This is a genomic window from Pseudomonas sp. 3B-A001-10F (assembly GCF_056313565.1).
Genome location: NZ_JBQYFW010000006.1, coordinates 1 through 12244, shown reverse-complemented (window position 1 = coordinate 12244; position 12244 = coordinate 1). Strand labels below are relative to the sequence as shown.

Sequence of the window (12244 nt, the reverse complement as noted above, 5' to 3'; positions counted from 1 at the left end):
GTCCTTATTGAGCGCTGGCTGGCGGATTGAAACCGGTGACCGGGTCTTGCAGCATTTCCTGCTTGAGCACCTCAATGCCATTGCGCGCGTCAGCCAGTTGTTTCTGCCATTTCACAGCGCGCGATTTACGTTCGGCGAGGTTGGCATCGGCTTCGATCTGTTCGGCCAACAACTTGGCTTGCGGGTAGTTTTTCTCACCGAGGGCGCGTTCCATTTGGAACATCTTGTCTTGCGCTGCCTTCATTTCCAAAGGTGCGTATTGGGTTGCTTCGGCCGACACCGCACGGTTGACCGCGTCCTTGGACAAGCTGATCTGTTGCTCTGGCAGCGGCGCGCTGGCGCAGGCACTCAACGCCGCAGCAACGGCCAGTCCACAGACGGCCAATCGTGCACGGGAAGACATACGTGGAAGGGTCATCAACAGCTCCAAATGTTAACCAGTGAAGTGAGCTCGGCTGTATGCCGAGACCACCGCACGTTAGCGACAGAGAGCCAGTGACGAATGTAGGAAAATTCGCAAGAAACACAGGGAAACTGGAAATAGTTTGTTACGCCAGGCGCTCGTCCAGTTGCTCCGCCAAACGTTCCATTGATTGCTGCAAGGCATCCACCGCTTCGGTCAGAACCTGCGTGTCGAGACCTTCGCTGGCAACCTCCAGCGCTTCACAAGCCTGGATCAGTGAGTGCGCCTTGATAATGCGTGCGCCGCCCTTGACCCGGTGGGCCAGATTGGCGAGCCCGGGCATGTCGTGCTGGGTAAACAGGCGCATCAGTTTGGCCATGTCCTGCGCATTGCTCGTGGCCAGATCGCTCAACAGACTGTTGATCGACGCGCGGTCGCCACGGGTCAATTGTTCGAGGCTGCCCAGATCGATGTCACCGGTGCCGACATCGCCGGGCTCGTCTTCAGTCGGTGAACGAGGCCGTGGAACGACTGCGGCCAGACGCAGATTCAGATCCCTGAGGCTGATCGGTTTGAACAGGCAATCGTCCATGCCGGCCTCGGCGCAACGATCCTTCTCCTCGGCCAGCGCATTGGCGGTAAACCCCAACACCAGGCTGCGCGCCAATCCTCGCGTCGCCTCTTCATCGCGGATAGCCCGGGCCAGTTCGTAACCATTCATGATCGGCATGTTGCAGTCGGTGATGACCACGTCGAACGTCTGGTTGCGCCAGGCACGCAGGCCATGGGCGCCGTCCTCGGCATCCGTCACCCGGTGGCCCAGATAACTCAACTGCTGCGACAGCAGCAGACGGTTGGCCGGGTAGTCGTCGATCACCAGAATATTCAGACAGTGACTGGCCTGCAGTGCCACGTTTTCCTCGACCGGCGCGGCGTCCAGAGGATCGAGTGTCGGCAGATTCAACCGCACCTCGATCTGTGTACCCTGCCCCAACTCGCTGGTCAGCGTGAGGCTGCCGCCCATCATTTCGCACAAGGTGCGACTGATCATCAGCCCCAGCCCGGAGCCGCCCTGGGCCGACTGACCATGGTTGGCAGCCTGGGAAAACGGCGTGAACAATTGCGCCTGATCCACAAGCGAGATGCCGCGCCCACTGTCGGTCACGCGCAAGCAAAGGCGCAGTCGATCATCACTGCCGGTCTCGACCTGCACGCTCAATACCACCTTGCCCACATCAGTGAACTTGATCGCATTGCTCAACAGGTTCGACAACACTTGCTTGAAACGCAGCGGATCGATCAACACGTCGACGTTGCTCAGGGCGTCCAGATCCAGTTGCAGACGCAACTGTTTCTGGCGCGCCAGGCCTTCAAAAATGCGCGCAACCGATTCAATCAGTTCACGCAGATTGGCGCGCTCCGGCGCCAGCGACAGGCGCCCGGACTCGATCCGTGCAATATCGAGAATGTCGCCAATCAGGTCCAGCAAGCCCCGCGCTGCGCCCGAGGCCACTTCAACGGCAAAGCGATCCAGTACACCTTGATCGGCCTTTTTCAGCGCCAGTTCGAGCATGCCGATGATGGCGTTCATCGGCGTCCGAATTTCATGGCTCATGGTTGCCAGGAACGTGGTTTTGGCGCGGTTGGCGTCATCGGCAACATCTTTGGCGATTTGCAGTTCCTGCAACAGATGCTGACGCTCGCTGACATCGATCCAGCCAGCGATCATGCCGTTGACTGCACCGTCGCTGCCACGATACGGCAGCATCCAGTGGTAGATGGTCAGCGCGCGGCCGTCCGCCAGATTCAGGCTACGGTCCTGGATGCTCGGCAAGCCGTCCTCCATCACCCGTAGATAATCATCCTGAAACGTCTGTGCCTGCTGCATATCGCTGAGCACGCCGTCCGTGACCAACTTGCCGATGACCGCTTCGCGCTCGGTACCAAACACTTGCAGATAACCACTGTTGCAGATCACCAGGCGACCTTCGCGATCGCGCACGTAGATCGGATGCGGCGTGCCGTCGATCAGCACGCGCATGAACTCCATCTGATCGTTCAGCGCAATTTCAGCCTGACGGCGCTTGCGCATCAACAGACGCAGATAGGCGATCCAGCCCAGCGCCACCAACAGCAACACGCCGGCGATCACGAAGCCCTGGATGATCATCGCGCGATTGCGCAGCCAGTAACTGTCGTCCACCACCACTTCGCTGCGCCAGCGGTTGGTCAACTCGTCCATTTCTTCCGGACTGATGCTCAACAGTGCCTTGTCGAGGATCGAGTACAACTCCAGCGCACCGCGATTGGTGGCCAGTGCGATGCGTGCAGGCTGGGTGCCGACCGTGCTGGTGACCTGCAAAGTGTCGCGGTACTGGCGCGAGATCAAATAGCGCGCGCTGACCAGCGAATTGATCGCGCCGTCGGCCTTGCCCAACGCGACCATCTCCATGGCCTCGGCGGCGTTGCCTGCCGTCACCAGTTGCACCTTGGGGAATTGCTCGATGAGGTACTCGCGCAGAATGTTGCCGCTGATCAGCGCCAGGCGCTTGCCGGCCATCTGATCCAGCGTCATCGGTTCGCCGCCACGGCGAGTGACCAGCACGAACGGGTTGATCAGGTACGGCCGGGTAAAGCGCAATTGACCTTCGCGCTCGGTGCTCGGCGTGAACGCCGCCAGCATGTCGGCCTTGCCGCTGGTCACCTCACCGATCAGGTCGCCCACCGACTCAACACGCTGTATATCGAATTGCAGGCCCGTGCGCAGGCTGATCTTGGCCAGCACATCAGCACTGATGCCGCGAAACTTTCCGGCTTCATCGACAAAGGTCAACGGCAGAAAGTTTTCGTTGATCGCGACTTTGATACGCGGATGGTGATCCAGCCAACGCTGTTCGTTCACGCTGAAATGCAGTCGATGCTGGCCGGGAATGGCCACCCCGCCGACACTCCAGCGGCGCCGGATGCTCATACGCTCTTCCGCAGGAATGACCTTCAACGCCGCATCGAGAATGTGCAACAACCGGGTGTTGTCCCGGGTCACGGCAAAACTGAAGGGCTGGGTTTCCATGCGCGAAAAATCGCTGAGCTGAACGTTGTTGAGGTAGTTCTTCTTGACCAGGTAATTGGAGCTGAGCAGGTCGCCCAGATAGACGTCAGCCTGACCGAACGCCACGGCACCGATCGCCGTCAGTGTCGAGGGATACAGTTGCACGTCGGCTTTTGGGTAAAACGCCTTGACCGTTTCCGGTGGCAGGTAGTGATAGAGCATCGCCACTCGTTTGCCCGCCAGGTCTTCCGGCAGGTTGTGACTCTCATCGATGCGCGTCACCAGGGTCGGGTTATCGTCAGCGTAAGGCGAAGAGATTGCCAGTTCGGGGTCCGCCGCCTCAAAACCGTTAGCGGTGCCGATCATATCGATCTGGCCGTGCTTCAGCGCCGTCAGCAGATCGCCGCGCGAGGCGTAGCGCCGGACCTCGACCGTGACGTGCAGCAATTGTTCGATCAGTTGTGCGTAATCGGCCGTCAGGCCTTCGTAATCATTGCCGTTGCCGGTGATCGCAAAAGGCGCGTAATCAGGGCTGCTGTCGCCGAGCAACAGACGCCCCTTGCGGCGCAACCAGCTCCAGTCCGGCTCATCGAGTGGCACGGCATACTCGTCGACATCCGAGCGACCGAGCAATTGCAATGTATCGGGCTGCGTCGCGGCCATGGCCTGCAGCAACGACATTGAGCCGAACAGTGCCAGACCGGCCAGGCAATTTCTGACGAAAATAATCATCTAGAGCAGGTTGTTACGCTTGGCAAAATCGGCGAGGTACACCACCGACTTGACGTTGAGTTTCTCGATCAGCCGCGTCTTGTAAGTGCTGACGGTTTTGTTGCTTAACAGCATGGCTTCGCCGATTTCCTTGTTGCTCAAACCCTTGGCCAGTTGCTGCAGGATCGTCAACTCGCGATCAGACAGACTCTGAATCAGTTCCAGATCGGTGGCCTGGGCATCGCTGCGGCGCACCGAGCTGCTGGCCAGATTGGGGAAGAAGGTATAGCCGTCCATCACCACCTTGATGGCTTTGACCAACTCGTCGAGGTCGTTGGTTTTCGACATGTATCCGGCTGCGCCAGCCTTCATGCAGCGCATGGAATAGAACTGTGCCGACTGCGACGTCAGCACGAGGACCTTGCAAGACAGGTTCAGCGCGCGGATACGCGAGATCACCTCCAGGCCGTCGAGCTTGGGCATGGCGATGTCCAGAATGATCAGGTCGGGGGTATGTTCGCGGGCCAGCTGCACAGCATCGGCGCCATTGTCCGCTTCCGCGACGACTTCGAAATGTTCCTGTTTCAACAGCATCTTGACCGCAGAGCGAATGAACGGGTGATCGTCCACGATGATCGCTTTCAACATAAAAACCCCTGTAAGACGTTGATCAACTACTTGGCAACGCCACAAATAACAATGGGACAGCAGTCCAGATGCTCCACGTGCAGAACATACACGAGCACCACAGAATTGTAGGAAAATTCTTGGAAAACACCGCACAGCACCGCACAACGATCAGCGCTCGCCCTCTGGCTTCTCCAGCCATTGCAGCAAGTCATGTCCGTTCATGGGACGGGCCAGGTAATAACCCTGCCCCATTTCGCACTCCAGCTCGCGCACATGCTCAAGCACCTTTGGGCTGCTGATGCCTTCGATCACCAGATCCATTCCTAACGAACGAGCCAGCACTCTCGTACTGGCGACCATCGCCCGGTTGCGTTGACGGTCGAGGTGCTGGACAAAACGGCCATCGAGTTTTATCTGGGTGAACGGCAACTGGCACATCAGCTTCAACGAGGAAAACCCGACACCGAAGTCGTCGACCGCTAATCCGCAGCCGAGCAGGCGCAAACGCAACAAGTTCTCCTGCGTGCCGGGCGGGCAATCGAGCAAACCGTTCTCCGCCAGTTCGAGCATCAGAACCGATCCGTTGAACCCGTGCCGCTCCAGCGCCCGTTTGATGTGTTCCACCAGAGCACTATGGGTCAGTTGCGAGGCATGCAGATTGAACGCCAACTGCAAGGCCACACCACGATGACGCAAAATGCCCAGCAAGTTCAGGCCCTGTTCGAGCAACTGTTTGAACATCTGGTCGGTCAAGTCATACGCCAGCACGGCGGAGAGAAAGTCGCAAGGCAACAGCGTCCCGCGCGCGGGATGCTGCCAACGCACCAGCGCCTCCACGCCGATCACCGCACCGCTGTGTAATTGAAACTGCGGCTGAAACCAAGCCCGAAACTCACCCAGCGCCAGCCCGCGGCGCACTTCATCTTCGTGGGGCAACTCTTTGCTCGGTGGCGCCAGCACCGGCGGGATCCGCCCGTGTTTATAGCGATACAGCAGGCGGTTCAAGGCACGCAGCTGCACCGGCCGGCTCAGCACTCCGAGCAATTGCAGACCGCCCAGCGAGGCCATTTGCCCCAAGGTGCGCGCCAGCTCCGGGGGGAGTTCACTGCACAGCAACACCGCGCGCACCATACCGCTGTGGCTGGCAACACGGAGGAACTCCAGGCAATCGAGGCCCCGGTCAGTGAGATCGCAGATCACGATATCGACCCCGCCCTGCAGGTGCATCTGCACCATGGCCTGCTCGGCATCCGGTGCTTGCAACACGTCACGCACGCTCAGGCGTTGCAACATCCTGACCAGCACGTTGCGGGCAAACTCATGATTTTCCAGCACCAGAATACGTGGGGAGGTCATCTTCCTTTAATCACTCAATTGACCCGGGAGACCGGATAGTGGCCTGCGCCAGCAGGGTTGAACGCAGGACTTATCCTGCGTCAATGTAGGAAATTTCCCAGAGGCTAAGGCGTCATCAGTAGTAAACGATCTGCACAACCATGATCGCTTCGAACGGTCCGACTTCGGGATCGCCCAGCGACACCACCGACGCGCTGAACGGCACATCGATATGGCTGACGTCCGCCGGAAAATTCGCCAGAGGGAAAGGCTCGTTGATCTGCACCAGATTGTTGTGGGCATCGCGCACCTGAATGCCGAACTGGCTGCCCGCCGTCGGCAGAATGTTGTAAAGCCCCTGCTGGTTGGCGGTGACAAACGTCGCACCGATGTTGATCGCACTGCTGCACTTCTTTTCCAGCGCGAGGCTGAAGGGCCGGGTCGGATTGGGCGGCGAGAACCCAGTGGTGGTTTTCTGAATCACGCCAAAGTCGACAATGCCCGGCTCCGGCGTCACCGTGACATCGACCGTGCACGCGGTGCCGACAATGTTCTGCAACCCGGAGAGTTGAAAACGGAAGTTGCCCGCCGGGTTGCTCGGCCCGCCATTCAAGCCATAGAGACCGTCGAACTGGAACACGTCGTAGGTGTCTTGCGAGGGACGCTGCAAGGGCAACAATCCGCGTTTGCGGATCACCACCTGAAACGCAATGCTGGGCGTCACCCGTGAACACGCGAGCATGTCAGCGCCGCTGGTCGCGTCCGGGCAACCACGGGATACGAATCCGCTGTTCACGCCCTGGGTCGGGTTGGAACTCCAGTCGCCGTCCCAGGCTGTCACGCCGCGATACACCAGACCGAATTCGATGCCCCACGGGGTGGCATTGAGTCCTGCCGGGTTGCCATAGAAGTAGATCGGATCGTCTTCCCTGAAGTGCAGATCGAAGAGTTTCCAGCAGTGGGCCGGCACCACATGGGTTTTCGAGCGCCAGATGATCGTGCCGTCCGGCACGGTGTCCGGCACCGACACCGGGCCAATGTATTCGCTCAGGTAGCTGCCGCCGTCCAGCGACTTGCAGACCATCGCCGAAGCCAACTGCGACGCGCCCAGCAGCACTGCGGCCGCGGCCAGCCGGGTCAGCGTAGAGAACAGGCTCACGGTCTCACGCCTTTGCAGACGTTCGCCACGCAGTTGAACAGCGTGTCGGACTGGCCACCGAAGTCATTCATGTTCGACACCCGCAAGGTGCTGAACGCGGTGTTGCTCAGGGCAAAGCGCGCATTGCCGCGTGGCGCGATCATCACCGTATCGATCGGCATTCTGGTTTTTTCCGGGCCGGCCAGCAGCCCGACCACAGTGATGTGAAACGGTGTCGGGTTATCGACAATCAGCTGTTTCGCTGCCGGGTCGATTTTCAGGCTCAGGCCCAGCGCGAGGTCTTCACCACGCTCACGCTTCACCGCTGCCGGGCGATAGAACAATTTGATCTTCGACTGCAAGGCGATCTGCATCGAGTTGACGGCCTGGCTCTTCGGCGGAATCTCGCGAATGTTCAAATAGAACACCGACTCGCGGTCAGCCGGCAGGGCCAGTTCGGGCAATTTCACGATACGCAGCACACTGCTTTCGTTCGGCTCGATGCGCTGCAGCGGTGGCAGGACCATGAACGGTGAGGTGACTTTCTGGCCACTCTCGTTTTCGATCCACGACTGCACAATGAATGGCAGCTGCGGGTTTTTGTTGCTGACTGTGACGCTGACCGATGGTGCACTTTCCTCGAACACCAGCCGGGTGCGATCCGGCACCACAGCGGCGCTGGCCAACAGCGGCAGACTAAGGCCCGCGGCCAGAAACAGACGGTGAGCAGTAAACAAGGCAAAACGAGACATGATGACTCCGGGTTCATTGGAAGACGCGGTTACAGACACTGGGCAGGCTTGGCGATATTGCTAACCACGTCCTCCTCAGGGAGTTTGGCCAGACTGCATTGGCCGGCGTCATCCCAACGCGCTACCAGTTCAGCCCCAACCTTGATGCCCAACAGATAAGTGACGCCCGCCTCGCCGACGATGCCCACCTCCCGGTTGGTGTTCTTGTCCTGCACCGATGCGCCGAAAGGCACCGGTTTACCGTCGTTGCGGGTCAACACAACAAATGCGTTGCGGCCCTGCCCCGTGGCGAAATTGACGTAGCCGATGGCCCCCTCGGTCAGCGCCAGACGCTGGATCGGGTTGGACACTTCGGTGTTGAGCGGCAGTTTTTCGACGTTGACCCGCGCTTCGTAAGCCTGAAACGAGGGCAAGCCATCCATCACCGCATAGCCGTCCCGGTTGGTGCGGGTCTGCCCGGTGAAGGCCACGTCCGGTACGCCATCGGTGGACACCAGCAGGCGCGTATCGCCATTGGTGCCATTGCCATGGGCCGAGACTCCATAACGGGTGGCGACCAGTGAGCTGTCGAGTTCGCCGGTCAGCGAGCGATAGGTGCTGCCATCGGTGGAGGCCGACGCGTTGGCGCGGTAACTCGAAGCGCGTTTACCGACATAGGCGTTGACGTAGCGGTTGTCGCCAACGCCGCCATACACCTGATAGTTCACGCCTTCGCCGTCGTCATGGCTGTAGCCGACACTGGCGGACGAATCGCCGGAGCCCGAGCGCTGCAGGTTACTGGAGGCCATCGAATTGCCCCCCAGTGGCACCGTCACACCGAGGTAGATCTGCGAGTCATTCTGCCGACTGTTTTGCGTCTGGTAAGCCGACAGGTTTGCGGTGATGTTCTTGACGTTGCCAAGGGAAAAACTGCGCGCCACGGTCATGCCGAAACGATCAGCTGCCGGCGCGTCCCAATAAGTCGAATGGTCGTAGGAAAAACTCGTCGATAACCAGGAAAAATGCTTGGCCAGGGTCACCGAATAACGTTGCTTGCCCGAGTTCATCGCATAGGAATCAGCATCGCCGACAAACTGCGAAAAGTTGGTGAAGGTCTTGTCGGAAAAGCGATAACCCAGAAACCGCAGGTCGGTGCCAATGGCGTCAAAACGCTTGGAATAGTTGATTCTGTAAGAGTTGCCGGCCACGGTTTCGCCGTTCCAGCGCAGCTTCGCCCGAGACGTGGTGACATCACCAGACACTGCGCCGAATACGCCAAGGTCCTTGCCGATACCGATGGCATTCGACTGATAACCCGAGGCAGCCAGCACGCCACCGTAGATCGTCCAGTCCCTTGGCAGACCATAGGCCGCTTCCGAGGCGACAAACTCAGGCTCTGTGCCGCCGTTACCGGTCAGGCGCGGCTGGCCGGCGGAAACCTTGTAACGCAACTCGCCTTCACGGGACAGAAACGGAACTGCAGCGGTGGCTACGGTAAACGTTTGTTCGCTGCCATCCTCTTCGCGCACGGTCACATCCAGTGTGCCTTGCACGCTGCTGTTGAGATCCTGAAGGCTGAACGCGCCCGGGGTCACCGTGGTCGAGTACAACACACGGCCCTGCTGGGACACGGTGACGGTCGCGTTGGTACGCGCCACGCCACTGATCAGCGGCGCATAACCGCGCAGGTTCGGCGGCAACATGCGGTCGTCGCTGCTCAGGGTCGCACCGCGCAAGGCGAAGGTGTCGAACACATCGGAGTTCAGATAGTCCTCACCGACCGACAGCTTCGAACGTATCGATGGCAACGCGCGATAGGCGTACAAGCGGTTCAACTGGAACGCTTCGCCGTGGGGATCATTATTCTGGCTACCTGACTCTTGCCGCGCCTGATAATCAGCGCGGATGCGCCAGGCATCGAGGTTGACCCCGGCCGTGCCATAGCTTTGCAATGAACGCGAATCGCCGGACGGCGTATTGGTTTCGCGGCTGTTGGCGATCACTCGGTAATCAAGCAACGCGCCGTTGAGCCCGTCGCTCCAGGCGGCAGGCGGAATGTAGTTGGGATCGTCATACTCGAACGAGGCCTGCGGCAGGCTGATCGACAGACGTCCAAGGTTTTTCATGTACTTGATCGAGGCATTTTCAATGCCACGCAAATCCACACATTGCCCCTCAGCCAGACGCGGCAGGCTTTTGAGCAACGCAGGCTTGAGACCAAAGGTCGCCACCAGATCTTCGGGCAGACAGGCGTAACTTTCCTGCGGGTTGGCGCCGCTCTTGAACTCGATCGAACGTGAGCCGAAATAACGCTGATTGACGGTGATATCCAGCAAGTAACGACCGGGCACAGTGTATTGGGCGTGGGCAAACTGTCCGAGACTGATATCGTCGTTTTTATCGATATTCAGGAACTCCGAATTAAACTCCACAGCGTTTGAATAACGCGCACAGGAGATCAACACGCAAGACACGAAAAGTTTTCGGCCGTACACGGGAAATAGCCTTTATCAGAACTTTGACGGAAAAGAAAAAAGGGGTTTTCACCCCTTTTTCTTACAACGTGCGATACCGCGGTATCAGTTGTAGGCCACGGTGAAGTTCGCAACGCTGTCTGCTTCACCGGTGGTGACGGTCGCAGCGGTGGCTTCATACATGGCGGCGAAGGTCACGGTGTTGTTGCCGTTTTGCAGCACAACCGGAGCGACCTGCTCGGTGCCGTTATCGAGCATTTCACCAGCGCTGGCCTGCAGACGGATGCCGACGTTCTGCGCCAGACCGGTAGTGGCGAACAGGCCCGGAACCGCTGGATCCTGCACACCGCTGAAGGTGAAGCGGGCGTTCTTCTGGGTGGTGGTGTCGCAGTCGGTCAGGATGATGTCGAACTTGGTCGGCGTCGAACGATCACCGATCGCCTTGAACTGGTTCGATGGCACCTGACCCAGGGAAACGGTCTGGTCCAGAGAGCTGGCGTCGATACCGCAGGCGCCGGATACGATTTCACCATTGAAACGTACGGTGCCAGGGTTGCCGGAAGCCGGCGTCGCAGCATTGGCGAAAGAAGCGAGACCCATGACAACGGTAGCGGCGGTAACAGCGACGATCTTTTTCATTTTTTACATCTCTTGGGATAGTTGTTTATTCGGCCCAGCGGCCTGGCTCTCCCAATTACTCATCAGCGACAACAGGCTTGCTCGCTGTAGCGAACAACCTTCATCACGGAATCTGCAACGAATGGTTCCCCCCTCTTTCCGGCCATTCCCTGCCGAACTTTCCAGGTATTCATTGCACTTCCGTAATAACGCATCGAGTCATCAGGACGCCGGGCATCTCTGCTCCGGAACAAATAGTGATCGAGACCCAAGGGTGAAAATGTAGGTTCTTTCTTGCCGCCTTGTAGGACAATTCTCAGCAACCGAAAACGATCATTCCGTGGTACTCGGACTCCAGAACGCCTGCACGACCAGCGCCGATGTGGAAATCCGCGCCACCAGCGCATCCAGTTCATCGCCATCGACCGACGTTGTCGCCAGCGTCGCTTCGATTTCGATTTCATCGGCGCCGAAGGCATGCACATCAACATCGCTGGCCGGGTAGTTGCTGCGTTCAAGCTCGGCCTCAAGCAAGGCGAACACGGCGGTTTGCTGCGAGCGCCGGGCGATGACGTAAACGATGTTGGTGACTTCCGCCGAGACCACGTCCAGTGGCTGGCGGTTGATGTTGTTGACGATCGGCCGCAGCAAGGTGTTGGCGGCCAGAATGAATAGCGTGCCGAGTACGGCTTCGGCGAGCAGATCGGCCCCGGCACAGGCACCGACCGCTGCGGAGGTCCACAGGGTCGCGGCGGTATTGAGACCGCGCACGTTGCCCTCTTCGCGCATGATCACCCCGGCGCCGAGAAAACCGATGCCGGAGACCACGTAGGCGACCACACGCACCGCACCTTCGGCACCGGCGAGACGGTTGGCCATGTCGACGAAAATCGCTGCGCCAACGGCGACCAGCACATTGGTGCGCAGGCCGGCGGTGCGTTGCCGGTACTGACGTTCGAAACCGATCAGGCCACCGAGGATAAAGGCGGCACTGAGGCTGACGAGGGTGTCGAGCAGCGAATCGAGGTTGAGGTTGTTGATGGCTTGCATAGTCATCTCCCTGAATACACACAAATCCCCTGTAGGAGCTGCCGCAGGCTGCGATCTTTTGATTTTGTTTTTAAAAGACAAGATCAAAAGATCGCAGCCTGCGGC

The 12244-nt window shown here is 59.1% G+C and carries 9 protein-coding genes; all 9 read right to left on the bottom strand.

The annotated features are described in order from the left end of the window. Positions 1 to 4 precede the first annotated feature (4 nt). Positions 5 to 418 (bottom strand): DUF4398 domain-containing protein, encoded by a 414-nt coding sequence (locus tag AC0ZWN_RS08015; protein WP_245398035.1) that lies wholly within the window; start codon positions 416 to 418, stop codon positions 5 to 7. 130 nt (positions 419 to 548) lie between these two features. After that, positions 549 to 4184 (bottom strand): transporter substrate-binding domain-containing protein, encoded by a 3636-nt coding sequence (locus AC0ZWN_RS08010; protein WP_476334647.1) that lies wholly within the window; start codon positions 4182 to 4184, stop codon positions 549 to 551. Continuing rightward, the gene (locus AC0ZWN_RS08005; protein WP_093431991.1) at positions 4185 to 4811 is read right to left on the bottom strand and encodes a response regulator transcription factor; all 627 of its coding nucleotides are present in this window, start codon (positions 4809 to 4811) and stop codon (positions 4185 to 4187) included. A gap of 150 nt (positions 4812 to 4961) precedes the next feature. Next, entirely contained in the window at positions 4962 to 6149 is a 1188-nt protein-coding gene (locus tag AC0ZWN_RS08000) for an EAL domain-containing response regulator (protein ID WP_093431988.1), read from the bottom strand. Between the two features lie 115 nt (positions 6150 to 6264). After that, the gene (locus AC0ZWN_RS07995) at positions 6265 to 7287 is read right to left on the bottom strand and encodes a fimbrial protein (RefSeq protein ID WP_476334646.1); all 1023 of its coding nucleotides are present in this window, start codon (positions 7285 to 7287) and stop codon (positions 6265 to 6267) included. After that, positions 7284 to 8018 (bottom strand): fimbrial biogenesis chaperone, encoded by a 735-nt coding sequence (locus AC0ZWN_RS07990; RefSeq protein ID WP_476334644.1) that lies wholly within the window; start codon positions 8016 to 8018, stop codon positions 7284 to 7286. The genes AC0ZWN_RS07995 and AC0ZWN_RS07990 overlap by 4 nt, the downstream gene beginning before the upstream one ends. A gap of 29 nt (positions 8019 to 8047) precedes the next feature. After that, positions 8048 to 10429: a fimbria/pilus outer membrane usher protein gene (locus tag AC0ZWN_RS07985; protein ID WP_245398032.1), complete on the bottom strand. Its 2382-nt coding sequence runs from the start codon at positions 10427 to 10429 to the stop codon at positions 8048 to 8050. Between the two features lie 147 nt (positions 10430 to 10576). Further along, positions 10577 to 11110 (bottom strand): fimbrial protein, encoded by a 534-nt coding sequence (locus AC0ZWN_RS07980; RefSeq protein ID WP_186624675.1) that lies wholly within the window; start codon positions 11108 to 11110, stop codon positions 10577 to 10579. Positions 11111 to 11422: 312 nt separating this feature from the next. After that, positions 11423 to 12139, bottom strand: a complete 717-nt coding sequence (locus AC0ZWN_RS07975) for an MgtC/SapB family protein (protein ID WP_007913384.1) — start codon at positions 12137 to 12139, stop codon at positions 11423 to 11425. Positions 12140 to 12244 lie beyond the last annotated feature (105 nt).